At 49.6% G+C, this 18,986-nt stretch carries 15 protein-coding genes; 8 read left to right on the plus strand and 7 right to left on the minus strand.

What is annotated here, in order from left to right; translation table 11 throughout:
* Positions 1 to 152: 152 nt before the first annotated feature.
* Positions 153 to 1,214 (minus strand): M28 family peptidase, encoded by a 1,062-nt coding sequence (locus tag KME12_05555; GenBank protein ID MBW4487237.1) that lies wholly within the window; start codon positions 1,212 to 1,214, stop codon positions 153 to 155.
* Positions 1,215 to 1,355: 141 nt separating this feature from the next.
* Between KME12_05555 and KME12_05560 the strand changes: the two genes are divergently transcribed.
* The gene (locus tag KME12_05560; protein MBW4487238.1) at positions 1,356 to 1,907 is read left to right on the plus strand and encodes a hypothetical protein; all 552 of its coding nucleotides are present in this window, start codon (positions 1,356 to 1,358) and stop codon (positions 1,905 to 1,907) included.
* 20 nt (positions 1,908 to 1,927) lie between these two features.
* On the opposite strand, the gene KME12_05565 is transcribed toward KME12_05560, so the two are convergent.
* Positions 1,928 to 3,406: a hypothetical protein gene (locus tag KME12_05565; protein ID MBW4487239.1), complete on the minus strand. Its 1,479-nt coding sequence runs from the start codon at positions 3,404 to 3,406 to the stop codon at positions 1,928 to 1,930.
* Between the two features lie 10 nt (positions 3,407 to 3,416).
* A complete protein-coding gene (locus KME12_05570; protein MBW4487240.1) occupies positions 3,417 to 4,538 on the minus strand; it encodes an SPFH domain-containing protein in 1,122 nt (373 codons plus the stop codon).
* A gap of 318 nt (positions 4,539 to 4,856) precedes the next feature.
* On the opposite strand from KME12_05570, the gene KME12_05575 reads away from it, so the two are divergent.
* Positions 4,857 to 6,137 carry a tetratricopeptide repeat protein gene (locus KME12_05575; GenBank protein ID MBW4487241.1) on the plus strand — a complete coding sequence of 427 codons (1,281 nt, stop codon included), beginning with the start codon at positions 4,857 to 4,859 and terminating at the stop codon, positions 6,135 to 6,137.
* A gap of 152 nt (positions 6,138 to 6,289) precedes the next feature.
* Here the strand turns inward: KME12_05575 and KME12_05580 are convergent, their stop codons facing one another.
* A complete protein-coding gene (locus KME12_05580) occupies positions 6,290 to 6,436 on the minus strand; it encodes a hypothetical protein (protein ID MBW4487242.1) in 147 nt (48 codons plus the stop codon).
* A 342-nt stretch (positions 6,437 to 6,778) separates the two neighbouring features.
* Between KME12_05580 and KME12_05585 the strand changes: the two genes are divergently transcribed.
* From KME12_05585 to KME12_05595, 3 genes are all read left to right on the plus strand, one after another.
* Positions 6,779 to 7,363 (plus strand): pentapeptide repeat-containing protein, encoded by a 585-nt coding sequence (locus KME12_05585; protein ID MBW4487243.1) that lies wholly within the window; start codon positions 6,779 to 6,781, stop codon positions 7,361 to 7,363.
* Positions 7,364 to 7,409: 46 nt separating this feature from the next.
* A complete protein-coding gene (locus KME12_05590) occupies positions 7,410 to 7,664 on the plus strand; it encodes a hypothetical protein (protein ID MBW4487244.1) in 255 nt (84 codons plus the stop codon).
* 661 nt (positions 7,665 to 8,325) lie between these two features.
* Entirely contained in the window at positions 8,326 to 9,150 is an 825-nt protein-coding gene (locus tag KME12_05595) for an SH3 domain-containing protein (GenBank protein MBW4487245.1), read from the plus strand.
* Between the two features lie 22 nt (positions 9,151 to 9,172).
* Here the strand turns inward: KME12_05595 and KME12_05600 are convergent, their stop codons facing one another.
* Entirely contained in the window at positions 9,173 to 10,276 is a 1,104-nt protein-coding gene (locus tag KME12_05600; GenBank protein ID MBW4487246.1) for a DUF2927 domain-containing protein, read from the minus strand.
* Between the two features lie 196 nt (positions 10,277 to 10,472).
* Between KME12_05600 and KME12_05605 the strand changes: the two genes are divergently transcribed.
* The gene (locus KME12_05605; GenBank protein ID MBW4487247.1) at positions 10,473 to 10,940 is read left to right on the plus strand and encodes a DUF4281 domain-containing protein; all 468 of its coding nucleotides are present in this window, start codon (positions 10,473 to 10,475) and stop codon (positions 10,938 to 10,940) included.
* On the opposite strand, the gene KME12_05610 is transcribed toward KME12_05605, so the two are convergent.
* Positions 10,937 to 15,436, minus strand: coding sequence for a response regulator (locus KME12_05610; protein ID MBW4487248.1), 4,500 nt, complete (start codon positions 15,434 to 15,436; stop codon positions 10,937 to 10,939). The genes KME12_05605 and KME12_05610 overlap by 4 nt on opposite strands.
* A 369-nt stretch (positions 15,437 to 15,805) precedes the next feature.
* On the opposite strand from KME12_05610, the gene ggt reads away from it, so the two are divergent.
* The gene (gene ggt / locus KME12_05615) at positions 15,806 to 17,590 is read left to right on the plus strand and encodes a gamma-glutamyltransferase (protein ID MBW4487249.1); all 1,785 of its coding nucleotides are present in this window, start codon (positions 15,806 to 15,808) and stop codon (positions 17,588 to 17,590) included.
* An 8-nt stretch (positions 17,591 to 17,598) separates the two neighbouring features.
* Here ggt and KME12_05620 read toward each other — a convergent pair whose 3' ends face one another.
* The gene (locus KME12_05620) at positions 17,599 to 17,805 is read right to left on the minus strand and encodes a hypothetical protein (GenBank protein ID MBW4487250.1); all 207 of its coding nucleotides are present in this window, start codon (positions 17,803 to 17,805) and stop codon (positions 17,599 to 17,601) included.
* Positions 17,806 to 18,317: 512 nt separating this feature from the next.
* Here KME12_05620 and KME12_05625 point away from each other — a divergent pair.
* A complete protein-coding gene (locus KME12_05625; GenBank protein MBW4487251.1) occupies positions 18,318 to 18,917 on the plus strand; it encodes a DUF1802 family protein in 600 nt (199 codons plus the stop codon).
* Positions 18,918 to 18,986 lie beyond the last annotated feature (69 nt).

Here is an 18,986-nt window from a genome sequence, read left to right on the forward strand (position 1 = left end):
TCCTAGGTATAGCTTTAGCTTTACCTTGGCAGGAGAAAATACTCGTTACATCCTACGGAAGATTGATCTTCACTGGATACGCTGAAGCTAAATCAGTAGTCTCTAGCCTATAGGTTTCTAGCCTACAGATAATCTCGTTACGGTGAATTGGCCTATGTAGCCAAGCGATCGCGACTCTCCAGCAAGGCCGTAACTGCATTCACAACCACTTGGGCAGACCCTGCAAAGAATTTCTGGTCAATGGTGTCTGGAGTGTCGCTGGGTTGGTGATAGTGAGGTGTGCGGAAATTTGCGGTATCGCTGATCACAACTGCCCCAATACCCTTTTGCCAAAACGGGGCGTGGTCGCTGCGGAGCAAGTCTGGAGTTAATAAACCCCGCAGTGGTATGGGCAAAGTAATCACCGCTGGTAGATTCGGTTTGGCTGACTGATGGAAAGCTTCTAGCAAGGGTAAATGTTCTTGATCACCGATCGCGGCTAAAAAATCGCCTTGGGTCGTCGTCGGCTGGAAAGGCAACCCCACCGGATATTTTTGGCATCCCGGTTGGTAGCAAGCATAGCCCAGCATTTCTGGGATGATCACCCCTTGCAAGTTATCTAACAAGCTGTCATTCGAGGCGTAGGCGAAGCTTCCCAGTAACCCCCGCTCCTCCTGGTCAAAAAAAGTCACTCTTAAAGTCCGGGGAGTCGAGCGCGCACCCAATAATTGAGCCACTTCCAGCGTGGTTGCCACTCCAGTCGCATTGTCATCGGCTCCAGGAGATCCCAGGACTGTATCAAAGTGCGCGGCCACGAGAATGCTGCCTGCTTGCGGGTCGGTGCCTGGTCGCTCCGCCACCACATTCACCCCACTGCTAAACACTTGCAGATGAGGCTGCCAACCTGCTCGTTCCAGTACTTGCAAAATGTATTCTCGCGCCTGAAGGCGATCGCTCTCGCTATGCCGCTCAAACGCCAACGCTTGCACATGATCAAACAAACGCTTGGCATCTACCGCAGGAGCATTGACCCGCTGAGCAATGGGTGGAGCAGTGCTGGAGTCGGGCGCTGACGGTGCAAATTGGGAAAGCTGCTCAGATAGGGCTGTATCCTTGCGGAAATGATTCACCACCATATATTTCGGCGATCGCATGGGCCAATGTTGGCCTGCCACTAAACCCACCAGCACTGTCAATAAAAAGAGTGCTACCCAAATCCAATGCCGCTTCCGCATAATTTCCTTGCCGCGATCGCAACTTGGTGATCCTAGCTCGTTTACTATCTTGGTTGCAGGCAGTGATAGCAGGCAAGATAGAACTAGAAGCCACAGTCCCTCGGCTTCTCAGATTACGACTCCTGCACCAGGAGAACAATCATGACTCCCAAATTAGTTATCTCATGTACTGCTGTATTAGCTGTTCTAGCTAGTCTTACCGCTAGTCTGCCGCCTGCGATCGCCAGAACCCCAGTGGCGATTAATAGCATCGTCATCAGCGGTGTGGATGTAAGTGGCATTGTCTTTGCTAGCTTCTCCGTCCCCAATCGCGATCACGACCGGGCCTCTTTCAACAGCGAACTCAGCCTTTACGAGCTGCACATCGCCAAGATGTATGAAGTCACCGATGCCCTATGCCAGCGGCGACTCACCTTCCCCTTTAATCAACCCATACAAATCTTTCAATGGTCTTACTCAGCTAACAACCTCCCGATTGGTCAATTGCAGGTTAGTTGCCGTGAAGCTCAAGACATCTTCAACACCTATGGACGAGCCTTTTTAGCCGAGTCAACCACAATTCGTCGCCCCTGGAGTGCGGGTTCGACTCCTAGCTCCGAAACACTCCAAGCACCTACCCTCAATCTGGCAGGATATCGAGCACCGCTGTGGAAGAACTTCACGCGCCAATTACGCCTCAGCGGTAACTATTAGCATTAGGGAGTAGGGGCAAGTTAAGGCGCAGCTTCAGCCTGTTGTTGCTTAGCGTAGTCGAAGTTGCGCTGGTACTCCTGCAACTTCGTTTGAGCCGTTTCGTAATTTGCACTATCCGGTGGCACTTCTTCTAGAAGCAGAATTGATTGGTTCCACAGATTTGCCACAGCATACCAATCGCCCTCAGTTTCTGCTGACTGCCCCAAGCTTGAGGCTTTTGTCGCTCGGTTGATTGCTTGCCGAAATGGATCATTAGCATCAACTGGTTTAGTAGATTGCGCTGGAGTCGTTTTCGGGGATGCAGTCGGCATTACCGTTGGTGACTCAGGAGACATGGCTGGATCGGAGAGCGAAGGTGCGGTGACAGGTTCGGGCTGCGGGAGTTGCCGCTGTTGATAGGCATCAATACCAAACCAGGTACCCGCCACGATCGCAAGCCCAGAAAGCACCGCCATTGTGATTTTGAAGATGCTGTAGGGGCGATCGCCTAACACTTCTCCCGTTTGGGCATTCACCATTACCTGATACTGCTTATTGTTAAAGCGGTAAGCCGAAAGCCATACAGGTAAAAGAATGTGCTTAAAGGTAATCGCACTATAGGCCGTGGACACAGAATGTACTCGCTGCTCATCCCCACCAATGTTGCAGCGCACATCTGAGTGAATCACCGGAGCCATCTTGCCTTTAGCGGTTTCAAATCCTTCCTGCAAGTTGACTTGATAACGTTGAGCCTTAAACCCTGCCAAAAACGAAGGATTATAGGGAGCCAACCGCGACAAATCCCAAGGCTCCAACTCTTCTAAGCGCTCAATATCTACAGACTGTGAAGCTGCTACCAACACATCATCAAAGAAGCGATCGACTCGGCCAGATACAGAATTCCAGCGAGTATGCCGCACTTGTCGAGTTTTGGTAACCGTTTTGCCCTCAGAATCGGTTTCTTGATAAGTCTCTGTCACGTAGTAGTACGTTCCCCGTTCCCCTTGATAATGGCTTACCGTGAACGAGTCATAGGTCCAGAAGGGCAAGTACATGCCTTGCAACCCTTCATGCTGCGCCATTTTTTTCAGACCATTAGGCGCAAACCAGAGCTTGCCTAACCAGTGGTGAATTTTTTCACGGGCAGCTTTTTGCCCCACACTAAACGGCAACACGGCTTCTGGGGCAATAAGAGGATCTGCTGCTTGTGGTTGCGCCACAATACTGGTGCCACAGAAGGGACATAGCCCAGCCACATCGGGTGGCTCAAACTCAATTTGTGCCCGACAGCCCGGACAAGACACCTCCATCGCTGTTGCGGAGAGCGCCGCCATTTTCGTCCGACCTGGATTGAGATATTCCTCATACGATCGCTCCACCACTTGTTCGGCACTTTGAGGAATGATTTCCTCTCGACCACAGTAAGGACATTTCAGTTGCCCCGCTTGAGGATTAAATTGCAAACTTGCCCCACAACCAGGACAAGGAAATTGTTTGATCAGCGGTTGGGTGGTAGTCATAATGGGGAGTTCAGCTAGCAGGAGGTGCAGGTGGAATTGAAGCTAAAACAGCGGCCAACTCAGGCACTTCTGTCACCAACTTCCAGCCTTCCATCCCCGATCGCCAAACATGGGTTTGAGCAGTCAAGCCATTTTGAGGCAGTTGATCTGGAGTAAATGGCCCTAGATTTTGACCACCCCGTGAAATAAACCATTGAACTTGCACAGGCGGTGGTGGTGGTGCAGGAGGCATCCCAGACGCTCCACTAGGCATTCCAAGGGCAGGCGCTGGCGCTTGTACACCTTGGAGATTAGAAATGAGTTGCTGCCCCATTGCCAAACCCACACCAAAATCCAACGCTTGATTGCCGCCACCCGGATTGTTAGCCGACGCTTCAACCGCGTTAGCTGCTTGAAACTGAGCGTATTGCTGCATATTGCCCAAAATGCCCATCGAGGCTCGCTTATCGAGAGCCGTTTCAACTTCGGGAGGCAGGGAAACACTCTCAATTAATAACTGGGTAAGTTCCAACCCAAATTGCTGTACTTCTGGCTGCATCCCTGCTCGAATGGTTTCTCCCATCTCACCATAGCGAGATGCAAAGTCAAATAAGGGAATATTGCCTCGACCAAACCAGGTGGCAAAGGCTGTGATGATCATGTTGCGAATTTGGTCGCTGACTTCATCCACCTGGAATAAGCCATCAGTACTCACCAATTGGCGAATCAGTTGAGCAGGATCTGCGACCCGGATGTTGTAGCTGCCAAACGCTCTTAGGCGGACTGGGCCTAGCTCCGGGTCACGAATCGTGATGGCATTGGGCGTGCCCCACTTCAGGTTGGTAAAAATCTTGGTATTAAAGAAGTAAACTTCTGCTTTGAAGGGAGAATTAAATCCGTATTGCCAACCTTTTAGAGTGCTGAGAAGCGGTAAATTTTGTGTCGTTAAGTCATAAAGACCAGGGCTAAAGGTGTCAGCAATTTGGCCCTCGTTGATGAATACTGCCTTCTGCCCAGGTCGTACCGTCAGCTTAGCTCCCATCTTAATTTCATTGTTGTGGCGCTGAAACCGATAGGCGATCGTATCGTTGCTTTGATCGAGCCACTCAACGATATCAACAAATTCGCCTCTAATCTTGTCAAAAATGCCCACTCGGTTTTCTCCTGGATTTACCTGAGCTAGTGCCTGGACTTGTAATCGCTTTGCTGCACTGCCAAGCACCTATCTACTTAGTGCCCATTTAGCAGCCAGAGTCATCAGTTAACTTCAAAAATACTGCGTGAAGTTCCAGAAAACAGCTATTTGAACCCACCCACCTTGACGACCGTTGTGGAAACCAGTAATTTTCAGGAAAACTTTATGAATTTTGACGAGAGTGGGCAAAATGAACTAGGGGAAATTCAGGAGCCATGCTACCTAGAATCCACCTCTCGTGAATCGCGTCCCTGCCTAGAACCGTGAGGTCAAGCCATGAAGATCGTGCATAGAGCAATCACAATTTTGGGAGCTGTTCTCTTGTTGGGTGGACTAAGCCCAACTGTTTTGGCTCAATCTGAGAAAACCAAACAGCCAAAGGCTCAAGATTTCTATCGCAGCGGAGCTACCCAAGCCAAGCAAGAAAACTACGACGCAGCTCTGAAAGAATTTGACCAAGCGATCGAACTCAACCCGAATTACGGTTCAGCTTTTGTGAATCGTGGCTACATCCGGTCTACGCTAGGGGACAAAGAAGGAGCTTTAGAAGACTTTAATCAAGCCATCGAGCTAAACTCCACTGATCCAACTGCATACGTGAATCGGGGCAATCTTTACTACCAAGGTGGCAATTCTCAAGCAGCCGTAGAAGACTTTAATCAAGCGATCGCCCTTAAACCCGACTATGCCGCTGCCTATCTGAATCGAGGGTTTGTGCATTCTGCTTTAGGAGATAGCCAAGCCGCTCTGACGGATTTCAATCAGGCAGTCAAGTACAACCAAAACTATGCCGAAGCTCATTTGAACCGAGGTGTGATTCGGGCAGCTTTGGGCGATCGCAATGCCGCTCTAGACGATCTCGATCGCGCAGTGCAACTCAACCCTGATTACGCTGAAGCTTATTTCAATCGGGGATTTATCCGGGCCACGAATGGCAATCAAACGGGGGCAGTGGACGACTTCACCGATGCAATTCGAGTCCGCTCTAGCTACGCGGAAGCCTACGCAAATCGGGGGTTTGCTCTCGTGGTTATGGGACAGCCTCAAGTTGCGATCGCTGATTTCAATCAAGCAATTCAACTACAACCTAACTACCCAGAAGCCTACAAAGGTCGAGGTGACGCGCGAGCAGCTCTAGGCGACCAACAGGGGGCGACCAACGATTACTCCCAAGCATTGCAGATCAATCCCAACTACGCTGTGGCTTATGCCACTCGTGCCAAAGCTCGCTCTAATGCTGGAGACACCCAAGGAGCCTTGGAAGACTACACCCAAGCTCTCAGCATGAACACCAGCAACGATACCGCTTATACCGAACGAGGCATGAACCGCAAAGTCGCTGGAGATAACCAGGGAGCGATCGAAGACTATAGCCAAGCCATCCAAATCAATCCAGGTAATGCGGATGCTTACTTCCAGCGAGGCTTACTGCAATTAAGCCAAGGCAATCGCCAACAGGCACTGGCAGACATGGAAACCGCTGCGAATCTTTATCTCAAATTGGGTCGAGCCGATGGTTACCGCAACGTCATTGCTCAGCTCAATCAAGTTCGCTAGGTACATGGCTTAAAGAGCATCTGAATCTCCTCCCGCCTACAGCATCCCTCTTCTTAGGGAGAGGGGCTGGGGAAGAGAGGCTCAAAAAAATTCTGGTATTGCACTATTTAAAGCAGAACCGTGAGGGAGAGCAGTGAGATAGAGCGAACAGCTTAATATTCTTCCTGCTGGGGTTCATCAGCCATGAGTAGCTTATCTACTTGCTCTAAGCTCAGATATTGATCTAGATATTCACCAACTAGTGGCAATAATATTTGCACTCGGTCTTCTAATTCTTCTAGATATTCTAAGAGTTCCATAAAGGCTAAGTTGCTCCAAGCTGTAATTTTTTAACTGCACTCACCTTAATTGCTATAACCTGAGCGCATAAAGACTTAAACATAAATCCCTCTTGACTTATTGTGTAATTGATTTGCACAAGAAAAGCGACTGAGACACCAAAAATACGTGATACTTATCACACCCCATCCTAAAAATTGGGAATTAGCTTAGTTGAGTTTTGGCCCTACGAACTAGTAATACTGCTAGCCACTTCAGCGCTAAGAGCACTGAAAACGCGCCATTTTTAGGATGTTTCTACATTCCTAGATCCTTGACAATTTTGGGTGGAATTAATTGAGAGGAGTCAGTAGGGATTTAGCATGAATGCCAATCAAATCTGTCAGCAATATGCTGCTGGAGAACGTAATTTCTGTGGGGTAGATTGGAGCGATCTTGATTTGTCAGGTCTTCATTTGATCGAGGTTGATTTAACTGGAGCCAACCTCAGCCGCACCAATCTAGCTGGAACCAAGTTAGCTCTGGCTAATCTAACGGAAGCCAATTTAAACAGTGCAAATTTGAGTCGTACTAATTTAACTGGAGTCGATCTGAACCGAGCCAATCTACGCCGAGCCAAGCCTGTGGGTGCGATTCTGATTGGGGCTGATTTAAGTCAGGCAGATCTACTAGAAGCAGATTTGACAGGAGCCATTTTAAGTGCAGCGAATCTGCAAGGTGCGAATCTGCGAGAAGCAGTTTTGCGAGAAACTGATCTTGCAGGAGCTAATTTGACAGGGGTTAGTTTGCAGAAGGCAAATCTCAGTGATGCTAACCTGCGAGGAGCCATTCTGCGCAACGCTGACCTAGTGGGTGCTAACTTAACTCGCGCTAACTTAGCAGGCACAGATTTGCTAGGAGCCAACTTACGAGATGTGATTATGCTTGACAACGTTATCTACGAATAGCCATGATTTTTGGGCTAAAGATAACTGGTTGCTAGCTGAGGTGTGCATGCAGAAGTGGGAGTATTGTGAAGTTTTCTATTTTGTTAACCGGGTTGGCTCTACCTCAACCCTGAGACTACAACTCAATGGGGAACAGCAAAATAATGTTTCTAGCGTGATTGAGTTTCTCAATCGGCTTGGTCGGCAAGGGTGGGAAATGGTGAGCCATGTGGTGAGCCAAGAGATCATCTCGCAAGATGATTACGGCAAGTATATGTACACCAGTACCTTCAACACGCTGACCTTCAAACGCCCTCTATAGTGCTACGCATCAAGTTTAGGGCAAAGGGGGTGTGGGGGCGAAGCCCCCAGCCAGGGGTTTCACCCCTGCACCCCGTCTTAACCTTTATCAGTACTGCTATACCAAATTAGGAGAGCCAGACTACTAGCTCTGACAAAACGATTACTTGCTCACGGATTACGCATCTCAGCCACATGATTTGCTCACAAATCTCCGTTGGCCCAACGCTACTCCCGTGACCTTAAAGTTGAGCGGACACTACTTTGCCAGACTCGCAACGGTTTTGCAATGGCTTTGCAATGCCGTACCTCGTCATGCCTCCGCCTCAGTAGATCTACTCCCTACTAAGGTGTTTCAGTTGCGGAGATCAGGGATAGTACAGATCCGGAATTACCCAATAGTGCCTTGTTGTCTACTCTATCGATAGTTTTCTGACAGGTTCTGGTGACGTTGGCACCCGCCTACTCTCAGGTTCACATCTCCTAAAGCTTAAATTACCCTTTTAAGTTGCAATGTTGAGTGAATTATCTGGGAACCTAAAGAGAGACTGTGATTATACGGAATCTTAATTCCTTACGATTACTCAGTATAATTGGCACCTTGCTTAGATAGGGGGTGATCGAGGAATCATCAGCCACCGTACGTATTCATTCAACAGCCCCTATTGGAGAATGCATCTAGCATGGAAACTTTAGCTTTTGTTCATAGCGCGATCGCCTACGCTGACCCCGATGCGGAGCCACAATTCTCTTTCCAGCCTCTTAACTTCAAACTCCTCAATTCTGGATGGATGAGCTTGGCCGCGATCGCGATCGGCTTGGCAATTCTCAGTACCACTTCAGATGCAATGGCAGCAGTTATAAAACGTGGTTCTAGTGGCAGTCTCGTCGGCACTATACAGTCAGCCTTGGTCAATCGTGGCTACAACACGGGTGGCGTGGATGGTGTTTTTGGTCCTGCGACTGAGTCGGCTGTCATTCGCTTCCAGCAAAAACAAGGACTGAGCGCTGATGGCATTGTCGGTGCGGCAACAGCGGCAGCTCTAGGCATCAATAACGGCAGCATCACTGGTGGTGGCGGTGGCGGTGGCGGCGCTCCTGGCACTTACACAGTTACTGCTGGAAGTGGGCTACTGATTCGCTCAACCCCTAGTCGAGGAAGTGCGGTAATCGGCAGTTTGGGGTACGGCGGGCAAGTGAGTGTTACCAGCAATCGGGCCTCCGGGGACGGTTACACATGGGCACAGCTTGCGGGCGGTGGCTGGGTAGCGGCAGACTACCTCAGCGCTGGCGGTGGTGGCGGTGGCGGTGGTGGTGGCGCTCCGAGCGGTGCGGTCACGATCTCGACCAATGGCAGCGCTCTCAACATTCGCTCTGGCCCTGGTTCTGGCTATGGCGTGGTTGGCAGTTTGTCCAATGGCTCACAAGCTAGCATCACTGGGCGCACCTCCAACGGCTGGTATGAACTGGCTAATGGGGGCTGGGTTTCTGGCTCTTGGATCTATTAATTTCCGATCTTTAGCGCCCCACCTACGGGACTGTGGGCAGGGAGAAATCTAAGGGAGCGCGATCGCCTAGCCGTTGGGTTGCAGCCGAGGACTGATTTGCCGTTTGCCATTGGCTGAGAACCTGAGCGACCTGCGATCGCGTCATTCCAGGTTGAATTTCTGGGCGATACAACATCCGCAGCAGCGCCTGATCAATTTCGCTATATTCGGTGGGATCAGTCCAGCCCCGAAAAAAGATACTGTCGGGATAGCGGCTAGAATCTTGCATCAAGCCGAGCGATTGGGTCAGTTCTTCGCGGATCAGGTGCGATCGCTCCTTCTGGCTCACCCCGACGGTCGAAATCAAAATTCTGGCGCTATAAATTGTGTTCTGTTCGTCCCAATGCGTCCAGAAAAAGCCGTAATTAAGTCCTTGGTAGTTCGGTTCATACCGCCGGAAATCGGACTCTGGTACAAAATAAATTTCCATGTTGGGGTTGTCTTGATCCATTTGTAGTTGCAGCCCCTCCGTTAACCCCTCGATGTCTCGGACGACTGCCTGTAACGTACGTAGATCTTCTGAGGTGGGCGACCCGTGAATTTTAATCTTTACCGGACCCTGCCATTTCCGTACCCTAGGAGTTGACGCACCAAACTCGCCACCCATTGCCACTTCTAAGAAATAGTTGATTTGCTCTGGGGTATAGCTAGGTAACCCCAGGCTTTTTGGACGTGGCGTTGCTACATTGGTGGAGTTTGTTGAGATAGGTTGAGGGTTAATAGCAATCGCAGACGAGGCTCTAAGGGACGGAACTGGTAATGGCGATCGCTGCATCTGCACCAAGTCGCTCCGCACCCAGCCTGCTAAGCGATTTCGCTCAAAGCGCACATAATTCCAAGTTGCACCATCTCGCCCCCGCACTTCTCGCAGCACCTCAACGCGATCGCCAACCCACCCTGTGGAAACTCGTGATGCCACCGTTGATGGAGCCGAACGCACATTAATTGGCGAATCTGCATATCTCGCTTGCAACATCGCAGGTTTCGCCCAACTCGGCAACCCTACACTCAGAGCGATCGCTGTAGAAGCCAAGGCAAACGGAACCATCTGACGCATCGTCGCTAGCAGGCTGAGTTTCACTGTCATGGTTCTTTATAAGTTCCAAAACGCTGGGGGCTACTAAACATAATTCCCCACTTTATTCGCAGTGTCTGGTCCTACATCCGTTTGATTTACCCAACTTTACCCGGAATATTGGCGGGAAAAATTGGCGCGCAAGCTAAAATTTGTTGTCACTCGGAGAAATTGCGCCATGCCCCTTGCCCAATTGCCTCTTGCCCAACTGTCCCTTGCTCAACTATTCGATGGTGCCAATCTATTTGTGTTGCCTTTTTGGGCGTTGATGATTCTGCTGCCCAATTGGAGCGTGACTCGGCGCATCATGGGTTCGTTGATTCCGTTTGTGGTCCTAGCAGCGCTCTACCTCTATCTGTTTGTCAGCACAATCACACCGGAATCAGCCCAAGCTTTGTCTAATCCTCAACTAGCCGATATTGCTCGCTTTTTTGCTACTGAATCTGCGGCTGCTACAGGCTGGGTACATTTCTTAGTGATGGATTTGTTTGTCGGTCGTTGGATCTATTGGGAAGGTCAGCGGACTGGCATTTGGACCATCCATTCGATCGCCCTTTGCTTATTTGCAGGCCCACTCGGATTGCTGTCTCACATCGTAACCAGCTGGGTCACTCAAACCTTTTTCGCTGCCACAAAACCTAAAACCGAAACAGCAGAAGCATCATCAGAAACTTAGGCTTGATATTGTTGCCGCTCCACTTTCAAGGCTGTTTTGACGTTGGCATATTCAGCTTCAAGTTGCTGCATGAGTCCACGAGCTACTTCAATTTGGCTAGGTTGAGCGATCGCGGCTAACTCCTCACATAAGCTAGCTAGCGTCTTAGCCCCTAAAGTCACGCTGCTCATTTTTAGACTGTGCGCGGCTTGATGCAGTGCCGTTAAGTCTTCTTGGACTAAAGCTAACCACATGCTTTGTAGAACTTTAGGCCCATCCTCTAAGTAGGTGTCAATCACTTCGACTAAAAACTCAATCGCATCTTCTCCCACTAGCTCCTGCAAGGCTTGTAGAGCTTGCCGATTCAAGACATCTTCTGGCGATCGCCCGTCACCTGTTCTCAAGACTGGAGCGCTGGAGGGGCAAGCATTCAAGGCTTTTACGAGCGTATCTAGTCGAATTGGCTTGCTAACATAGTCATTCATGCCAGAGGCTTTACAAAGTTCGCGATCGCCCTGCATAGCGTTGGCTGTCATCGCAATGATGTAGGGGCGGGTTTCGGGGGGCCACTCTTGGCAAATGCGACGAGTTGCTGTGAGGCCGTCCATTTCGGGCATTTGCACATCCATCAGCACCACATCATAAACTTGCCGCCGTAACGCTGCTAAGACCTCTAAGCCATTCCCAGCAATATCCGCTCGGTAGCCCAATTGCTGCAACAAATGTATAGCCACCTTTTGGTTGACCACATTGTCCTCGGCTAGCAGAACCCTCAGAGGATGGCGTTCTGCAATTTGAGCATCAAAGCGGGAGTAGCTAGAGCGAGTGGAGCGCGATGGCGTTGGCACTCCATCAAAAATTTCGTTGAGAGCGTCGTAGAAGTGGGACTGCTTGACGGGCTTACTGAGAACTGCTGCAAAGTTCGAGTTTTGCCTAGCAATTCCAGTTTGCTGTAGGGTGGTCAGCAAGATGAGAGATAACTGTTGGTCGTCCTTTTGCTGACGCATGGTCGTTGCCAGCATCAAACCGTCAGTGGTTGGCATTTGCTGATCGATGACTGCCACATCAAACTCTTCCCCCTGATTTAACCAGGCCAACGCCTCTGCGGCAGAGCTGGCTGCCCGTGCTCTCATGCCCCAAGATTGAGCTTGTAGCATCAAGTTTTGGCGGCTGGTGGCGTTGTCATCCACAATTAACAATCGCTTCTTAGTTAAGCTGGGCAAGCGCACATTGAAACTAGTAGATAAGTCCTCCGCCACTTTGGCAATCACTGAGAAATAGAAATTGGAGCCAGAACCTGCCTCGCTATCTACCCAGATTCTGCCTCCCATCAATTCGCTCAGCCGCTGACTGATGACTAATCCTAGACCTGTGCCCCCGTATTGACGGCTGGTGGAAGAGTCAATTTGGGTAAACGGCTGAAATAAGCGATCCAGGCGATCGCTCGGAATCCCCACTCCCGTATCCCGAATCGCAAATCTGACTGCGTATTCTGCATCCTCGGAGGAATCGGCGTTGCAGCTATGTAGCAGTTGACGTGCCTTGACTTCCACAGTGACTTCACCCGCTTCTGTAAACTTGACCGCATTGCCGATCAAATTCACCAAGATTTGTCGGAGTCGAGTCACATCACCGATGAGGGAAACAGGCGTATTCGGTTCAATCAGATAAGCTAGCTCTAAATTTTTCTCAGCCGCTCTAGGTGAAAGTAAATCTAGAACTCCCTCAATACAGGTACGCAGGTCAAAAGGTTGCTCCTCTAAATCGAGTCTGCCAGATTCGATTTTGGAGAAGTCAAGAATATCGTTAATGATGGCAAGGAGCGATTCACCACTGGTGCGGATCGTTTCAGCAAAGTCTTGCTGCTGATCTGTGAGAGGAGTATCTAGTAATAACCCAGTCATGCCAATCACGGCATTCATGGGGGTACGAATTTCGTGGCTCATGGTGGCCAAAAATTCACTTTTAGCTCGGTTGGCTGCCTCTGCTGTTTGCTTAGCTTTCTCTAAAGCTAAATATTGCTCAGTCAAGCGTTCTCGTTGGTCAGTTTCTTGCTCTAAAAGATAGGCTTGAGCTAAGGCAATGCCCACTTGGTCAGCCACTGATTCCAGCAAGCTAATGTCATCTGTAGTCCAGTGGCGATAGGCATCACATTGGTGGAGAGAAATCACTCCATTCGGTTCGCCTTGATAAGAAGTCCGCACAGCCAGTAACGACTTTAAGCCTGCGTGATTCCAAACAGAACTCGCAGCTTGCATGTGAACATCCTGCGTCACGTTATCAGAGGCGATCGCTTGGTCCTGAGCCAACACAGAGGCGATAAATGGATTATTGAAAACTGGCACGTTGACATGAGCCACTGAATCATAACCAGGCTCCAAATACTCAGCCACGACTGGAATTTGAGGAGATGGACTGGGGAGGTAAGTCCGAATCAAGCAGCGATTAACCCCAAACGCTTGACCCACCTGCAATGCCGCCGTCCGAAAAATCTGCTGGGTATTTAAGCTCTGGCGAATTTCTTGCGTAATCTGCTTGAGCAATATAGCCCGATGAAACTGATGATGTAGCGCGGCCTTCGCCTGTTGCCGCTGCGTGATATCTCGATAGCTGATGACAGTGCCAACGATGTTGTCGCCGAGCTTTTGAGGCTTAGAATAACGCTCAAAGCTTCTACCATCTTGAAGCTGAAAAACAATACAGCTAACGATATCAGGACTGGTGTAAGACTCATGAACTTGAGCCAGAAACTCCTCTGGTTCTTGCAGTTGCGTTAGGGCAAAGTCAACAAATTGCTTGTTTTCTCGCGATCGCATAATTGGCTCAGGAACCCGCCATAACTCCACAAACCTGTGGTTCCAGATCACCATTGTTCCAGCCGAATCAACCGCCACAATGCCATCAGCAGTCGATTCTAGGGTGGCCTGAAGCAGTGAAAACGACTGATCTAGCTCTCTCTCGGTAGCGCGGCGCTCAGTCACATCAATGCCAGTGCTAACTACATACTCCACCACTTCGGCAGAGTCTAGAAGCACCGTGTTAGACCAAGCAATTAAACGACGGCCCCCTGCTCTAGTCAGCCAATAATTTTCATGCTGACTGGGAAACTGCCCTGCTCGCAACTCTGCAAATACAGCCTTAATTGCTGTCATCTCTTCGGGGGTGACGAAAAAATCCCAAAACGGTTTGCCCCTTACTTCCGCAAATGAATATCCTGTGATTTGCTCGCAGGTTCGATTGAAACGTACAATTCGTCCTTGAGTATCCAGCACAATCACTAAAGCAGCCGAGGTGTCTAGGATAGTGGACACAAAATTGCGTTCTTGCCACAGCGCTTCTTCGATCTGCTGTCGCTCTCGGACTTCTTGATTCACTAAATAGTAAACAATTGACAGAATCCCCAGATGCAGCAATACCCCTAGGGAGAAGATCACCAACGTCTGTTGAGTGCTAGTTGCAGCTGCCTGAGATTGTTGCTGTAGCAACTGCTTGGCTTGCTGCTGCATTGTCAAAGTCAGATCTTGGATATCACTGAGGCTGTCTTCACCTTCATCTACCAAGACCCGCTCTACTGCGGACTCTAACCCGTACTGGCGGCGCAAATCAATGGTTTGCTGTAGCTCCACTAGCCTTTGAGAAATCAACACCTCTAAGGTTTGGAAGTTTCGCTGCTGGTTAGTATCCTGCTGAGTCAAGCTGCGAAGATGATTCAGATCTTGTTTAATGACCCGCAAAGCCTGGTTATAAGGAGCCAGATAAGAGGTTTTACCTGTGATCAAGTAACTCCGCTGATTAGTTTCAGCCTCCTTGAGTTGCCCGATCGCATTTCCTAAGCTGTCTAACAACCGATGGGTTTGCTCAACTGAATTACTGGCTATTTGCAATTGAGTGGCACTGCGGTATGCAGCAAACCCAGTCATCAACAGCACACCAGCGAGTAAGACAAAACCACTGCGAATCTTAAAGCCAAATTGATAACGCTTTTTTTCAGGTTGCTTGCGCTCAACGGCGGTATGGGCAAGGCTGGCTAAATTACGCCGCAATTCTAGCTGGGTGACAACTTGACGGGCTAAAGCATATAAGGATTCAATTTGCCAATCACTCAACTGCCGTGGGGAATAGTCAATTACGCAAAGGGTGCCCAACGGATAGCCTTCGGGTGTAATCAGAGGCACGCCTGCATAGAAGCGGATGTTGGGTGCTGAAGTGACAAGGGGGTTGGTAGCAAACCGCTCATCCGCTAGGGTATCTGGAACGATGAAAACTTTTGGTTTGTGGAGGGCATGAGCACAAAAGGCCACATCTCTGGGTGTTTCTTGAACATCCAAGCCCACCTTTGACTTGAACCACTGACGCCTCGCATCGACCAGACTGACCAGGGCAATGGGAGTTTCGCAGATTTGAGCGGCAAGGCGAGTTAAGTCATCAAATGCTTGTTCTGGAGCAGTGTCCAGAATTTTGTATTGAGAGAGAGCTTCAAGCCTTGCTGATTCATTGCTAGGCAGAGGTGCCTTCATTGTCAATCTCCCATTGAGCAGCCCATTCTCGTCAGTGCTGTTAATTCTGTTAATTTTAGCGATCGCAACCCGTGCGACCCCAGCAGGGCTAGATTTGGCAGCACTAGGTTCGGCCTAGAAGCAGATTGATGTCTGATTAAGCTTTGTGCAAACATTCAATCATTCCAAGTTACCAGCCTCTATCCTTATCCAAGCATTGCTCAAGCATTGCCCAAACATTCCCCACAACTTGCTTGAAGTTACCAGGCCAAGAAACCTTAGGCTATCCAAGTACAGTTTTAACGAACTCTGTCCTGTTAGTATTCCCGAAAAATTTCTTTAGGCAATGGTGCGCATTCGCAGGGCAGGCAACTGCTGAGGAACCTCCTTATGTTTCCACGTTATCAACCCCATCAACCTCCCGATTTAAGCTTGCCTCATCCTTATTTGTATCACCGCAAACAATGGGCGATCGCGTTTGTTTCTGGTTGTGCTGTGTTTTTAGCCGTTGGGCAGCAGAGCTTAGCGGCCTTTATCACCCCCCAGCGGAGTCAGCAGGGAATGGTGGTGTCAGCCCATCCGCAAGCCAGTGATGCAGGGCTGAGGATGTTGCAACAGAGGGGTAATGCCGTAGATGCCGCTGTGGCTACTGCCTTTGCCATTTCAGTAGTAGAACCTTTTTCGGCGGGCATCGGGGGTGGGGGCTTCTTGCTATTTCATGCGGGTAAAACGGGCGAAACTACAGCCTTAGACTTTCGTGAGCAAGCTCCCCAGTTAGCGACTCGCCAGATGTTTTTGGATGCCCAAGGACGAGTTCGCCCCCAAGCGAGCGTAAATGGGCATTTGGCAGTAGCGGTGCCCGGAACAGTGGCGGGACTCCATGAGGTACATCAGCGCTATGGTCAGTTACCTTGGGCAAAAGTAGTAGCGCCATCGATCCAACTAGCTCAGAGCGGCTTCGTGGTTACGCCTCGCTTTGTGAGGTCTGTAGAGGCGCGTAAGACGGTAATTTTGCAAAACTCATCTGCTCGCCAAGTCTTTACCCGCAACGGAACACCATATCGCGTGGGCGATCGCTTTGTGCAGCCAGAGTTAGCCAAGACTTTGCAAGCGATCGCTCAAGATCCCCAAAGCTTTTATCGGGGATGGATTGCAGAGGCGATCGCCCGCGACATGGCAAAAAATGGGGGCTTAATTACCGTTAACGATCTCCAGCGTTATCGCCCTACCTGGCGCACACCGCTTTGTGGCCCATTTCGGCAATATCAAGTCTGTTCCATGCCGCCGCCTTCATCGGGGGGCGTTCACCTCTTACAGATGTTGAACATCCTAGGCGACACTGACCTAAAAGCTTGGGGTTGGCGCAGCCCAGATGCTCTACACTTGCTGGCTAGCGCGATGCAGATTGCCTACGCTGATCGCGCTGTCTATCTAGGCGATCCTAAGTTTGTTCAAGTTCCAGTCCAAGCCTTAACTAGCCAAGCTTATGCAGCAGCGCGGCGACGAGAAATTCCACCCCAGCAGGCCCGCTCCTCGAAAGTTGTGAAGGCGGTTGAGCCAGCCATTTTGCAGCGATTTATGGCCCAGGCCGAGTCTAATGACACTAGCCATCTCACAGTGGTAGACCCAGCCCGGAATGCAGTCAGTCTCACTTTTACAATCAACGGTGGCTTTGGGGCGGGGGTCGTAGCACCGGGGACAGGAATTTTGCTCAACAACGAAATGGATGATTTTGCGATCGCCCCTGGTACTCCTAATCTTTATGGGCTGGTAGGAAATGAGGCTAATGCGATCGCCCCTGGCAAAATCCCGCTTTCCAGCATGACTCCCACCATTGTCACAGAGCAAGGCAAGTTGCGTTTGGCGGTAGGCTCTCCCGGTGGCAGCACGATCATTACCACCGTTTTTCAGATTATTCTGAACGCTTTGGTCTATGACATGGATGCTGGCGCTGCTGTTTCTGCCTCCCGCATTCATCACCAATGGCTACCCGACACCCTAAGAGTAGAACCTTGGGGACTAGATGCAGCAACCCTGAAAGATCTACGTCAGCGAGGCTACAAACTCGACGAGCAAACCCCTTGGGGCAACGCCAATTTAATTATTGCCACTCCCAATAGTGCTCTCGAAGGAGCAACTGATCCACGAGGCGAAGGAGCAGTCCGAGGTTTTTAGCCTTCCCACTAAGCAGTGTGGCGTAGCACCTCTAACTCCAGCATGGCATCAATCATGGCCCAAGCTTTACCTAAGGCTTCGTTCAGCTCTGTCACTCGAATGCCATAGCGTATTCTGCCGCGCTGCCATTGCAACCATACACCTCGGTCGTGGTCTGACTTCTTGAGGTAAATCGGAATTGCGTGGTAGGTTGTGTAGGGTTTTAAAGGGGCCATTACCAAAACCTCGATGCCAAAAATAATTGAGTTTATTGAGAGATTAATCGTGGATTGCACCCAGGTGATCGTAAGGATTTAATTTTATCTATAGCCGTAATTCTACTAGCCAGATGGGTGAGTTGAATCCACCTTTTTAGATAAATATTTAATCCCTTCTAAAGATATATAGAAATGTAGCGATCGCCTTTGGCAACTACTTTTCGCAGCCATGTAATTCCGGTCAAAAGCTTCTTCAAGAAGTTTTTGGTTACCTGCAAATACTTAGTTCCAGACTTATTCAATGTTTCCGTAAATTTTCGGTAAAGTTTTTGTAAGCTTATTAAATTCTTGAATGGGGTGCAGCGGTTCCATGCCCTTATTCACAAACAGTTTGTGAACGCTATAGCTGTTAGGTATTTATATTAGGTATCTGTACCTAAATTTCATTGGCCGAAATTTGGGGAAGAGATTAGGATAGAAGCCTCGATCGTCGCCAGCATCTAAACCGCCTCATTGAGAATTCAGCGCTTATGGAACCAACCATCAGTCATGCGTTAAAAGAGTGGGCTGTAGCTGTCAATGCCTTGGCGCAGGGACAAACTATTCTGCTGTTACGCAAGGGAGGGATTAAAGAGCAAGGTGGAGCTTTCAAGGTAGCTTATGACCAAGTGCTACTCTACCCTACCTACGAGCACCAAAAACCTGAACTGCTCAAGCCTAACTATGCGGCTCAAGTTCAATCAGTATCATCGGGTTGGCATCCTGAAACGGTTCCCATTAGCGCTTGGGCTCAAATCACTCACATTATCCAGGTCAGTGAGGCGTCAACCTTGGCTCAACTGCTCCCCTTCCACGTTTGGAATGAGCAGTTTGTGAGCGATCGCTTAAAGTGGAAGCCCCGTACACCGCTGTATTTGCTGCTGCTACGGACTTATCGTCTCCCGCAGACCCAAATGATTCCCTATCATCTAGAGTATGGAGGGTGCCAATCGTGGATTGATTTAGCCACCTCGATTTCACTAGCTGATTCAGTACCAGCGCTCAGCGATGCCGAGTACAGTCACCAGACCAAAACGATTCAAACGATGATCAATGAATCGACGGTTCAAACGACAGTGACTTCTTTATGACTATAAAATAACGCTATTCATTAGACCTCCTGCACGAATAATAAAAGCCCCCTCCTGTCCCCCAATTCT

Source organism: Trichocoleus desertorum ATA4-8-CV12, assembly GCA_019358975.1.
GTDB lineage: Bacteria > Cyanobacteriota > Cyanobacteriia > FACHB-46 > FACHB-46 > Trichocoleus > Trichocoleus desertorum_A.

Bases quoted from the DNA above. Each gene is read 5' to 3' on its own strand.
- KME12_05555 (MBW4487237.1), bottom strand. From the start codon at position 1,214: ATGCGGAAGCGGCATTGGATTTGGGTAGCACTCTTTTTATTGACAGTG.
- KME12_05560 (MBW4487238.1), top strand. From the start codon at position 1,356: ATGACTCCCAAATTAGTTATCTCATGTACTGCTGTATTAGCTGTTCTA.
- KME12_05565 (MBW4487239.1), bottom strand. From the start codon at position 3,406: ATGACTACCACCCAACCGCTGATCAAACAATTTCCTTGTCCTGGTTGT.
- KME12_05575 (MBW4487241.1), top strand. From the start codon at position 4,857: ATGAAGATCGTGCATAGAGCAATCACAATTTTGGGAGCTGTTCTCTTG.
- KME12_05580 (MBW4487242.1), bottom strand. From the start codon at position 6,436: ATGGAACTCTTAGAATATCTAGAAGAATTAGAAGACCGAGTGCAAATA.
- KME12_05585 (MBW4487243.1), top strand. From the start codon at position 6,779: ATGAATGCCAATCAAATCTGTCAGCAATATGCTGCTGGAGAACGTAAT.
- KME12_05590 (MBW4487244.1), top strand. From the start codon at position 7,410: ATGCAGAAGTGGGAGTATTGTGAAGTTTTCTATTTTGTTAACCGGGTT.
- KME12_05595 (MBW4487245.1), top strand. From the start codon at position 8,326: ATGGAAACTTTAGCTTTTGTTCATAGCGCGATCGCCTACGCTGACCCC.
- KME12_05600 (MBW4487246.1), bottom strand. From the start codon at position 10,276: ATGACAGTGAAACTCAGCCTGCTAGCGACGATGCGTCAGATGGTTCCG.
- KME12_05610 (MBW4487248.1), bottom strand. From the start codon at position 15,436: ATGAAGGCACCTCTGCCTAGCAATGAATCAGCAAGGCTTGAAGCTCTC.
- ggt (MBW4487249.1), top strand. From the start codon at position 15,806: ATGTTTCCACGTTATCAACCCCATCAACCTCCCGATTTAAGCTTGCCT.
- KME12_05620 (MBW4487250.1), bottom strand. From the start codon at position 17,805: ATGGCCCCTTTAAAACCCTACACAACCTACCACGCAATTCCGATTTAC.
- KME12_05625 (MBW4487251.1), top strand. From the start codon at position 18,318: ATGGAACCAACCATCAGTCATGCGTTAAAAGAGTGGGCTGTAGCTGTC.